Raw genomic sequence first — 1,742 nt, forward strand, 5'->3', positions numbered from 1 at the left:
GCACGAAGGCCGGCGCCGGCACGCTGGGCGGCTCGGGCGGCGGCGGCGGCGCGGCCCAGCGCGCCACGTCCGGCGGGACGAAGGCGGGTGCGTTCTCCGGCACCGGCGGCGGCGTGTAGACCGGAGGGACGTATGCGTCCTTCATCGGATCCTCGAACGCCTTGCGCACCGTGCCGTCGGAATCGACCGCCTTCTCGATCTCGCCCTTGATGTCGAAGCGGCGGATGTCGCTGATGGTGTTGCGCACATCGGCGATCTGGTTGCGCACATCCTCGAGCTTGGCCTCGCGCACGAGCTCGTCAGCCTGCTGCTGGAACTCGCTCACCTTGCGCCGAAGGGACTGAATCCCCTTGGCGACACCCTTGATGGCGTCGGGCAGGTCCTTGGGCCCGATGACGACAAGCGCCACCACGGCAATCAAGGCGATCTCCGACCAGGCGAGGTCCAGCATGCGCTCCCTTGTCCCCCGGCTCCTCTGCCTTCGGGGGACGCCCCGTTAGCAGGAAGCCGACGCGCCGCCAATGCGGCTCCCCCTTATCTAGGAAGCCTCGGGTGGAAAGACGAAGGCCCGTTCGGGATCAATCGCAACGGTCACCCTTTCCCCGCGCGCCAGCCGCCGCCCCGGGGGCAACCGCGCATGGAGATGCAACAATCCCCCCGCCCCGTCGGGCATGGCCAGATGAACGAGGGTGGTCGCGCCGAGCAGCCGGCAAGCCTCCACCTCGGCCTCTGCCGAGGCCTCCCCACCCAGGCGCAGTCCCTCGGGTCGGACCAGCACCTCGACCGGGCTCCCCTCCCCGAAGCCGGGCGCCGGCAGGTGGCCGAGCGGCGTCGCTGCCTCCCCCCCCTGCACCCGGGTCGGCAGGCGGTTCACCTCGCCCAGGAAGGTCGCGACATACCGGTCGACGGGTCCGAAATAGAGCGCCTCGGGCTCCCCGAGCTGGATGATCCGCCCTTCCCGCATCAGGGCGATGCGGTCGCCCATGAACATCGCTTCCTCCGCATCGTGGGTGACGAGCAGCGTCGCGATGCCGGAGGTCTGCAGCACATGCAGCGTGTCGTCGCGCACCTGTTCGCGCAGCCGGGCGTCGAGGCTGGCGAAGGCCTCGTCCAGCAGCAGCACGGCCGGCCGCGGGGCCAGCGCGCGGGCCAGGGCGACGCGTTGCTGCTGCCCGCCCGAGAGCATGTGCGGGAAGGCGGTCTGGTAGGATTCGAGCCCGACGCGCGCGAGCGCGTCCATCACCCGCCAGCCGCGTTCCCCCTTCGGCGCGAATCGCAGGCCGAAGGCGACGTTCTCCGCGACCGTCAGATGCGGGAACAGCGCATAGTCCTGGAAGACGAAGCCGACGCCGCGCCGCTCGGGCGGCACCTCCCGCCCCGGCTCGGCAATCACCTGCCCCGCCAGCTCAATCCGCCCAGCCTGGAGCGGCTCCAGCCCCGCGGCCAGGCGCAGCAGCGTCGTCTTGCCGCAACCGGAGGCGCCAAGCAGGCAGACGATCTCCCCGGCAGCGACCGAAAGGTCGATGCCGCGCAGCACCTCCCGCGTGCCATAGGCATGATGGATGCCGTGGAAGCCGAGGGTCATCGTGCCATATCCCTCAGACGACGGGTGCCGCGTATCCGCGCGACCTGCCTTCGGGCCGGGCGCTCGCCTGCCCGGCCCGCCGGCCAGGCGAGCGGGATCGGGAGAGGGCCGGCCGAACGCCGGGCAGGCTCGAACGCGGGAAGGGCCCGCTCGGCGC

General features: G+C 71.5%; 2 protein-coding genes. Both read right to left on the reverse strand.

The genetic code is table 11. The annotated features are described in order from the left end of the window. The coding region (gene tatB / locus HW577_RS24570; RefSeq protein WP_198378718.1) for a Sec-independent protein translocase protein TatB at positions 1–451 on the reverse strand (451 nt) is incomplete at its 3' end. 87 nt (positions 452–538) lie between these two features. Next, positions 539–1,585, reverse strand: coding sequence for an ABC transporter ATP-binding protein (locus HW577_RS24575; RefSeq protein WP_198378719.1), 1,047 nt, complete (start codon positions 1,583–1,585; stop codon positions 539–541). Positions 1,586–1,742: the final 157 nt, after the last annotated feature.

This window comes from Neoroseomonas rubea (assembly GCF_016106015.1).
In the GTDB taxonomy this organism is placed as follows: domain Bacteria; phylum Pseudomonadota; class Alphaproteobacteria; order Acetobacterales; family Acetobacteraceae; genus Neoroseomonas; species Neoroseomonas rubea.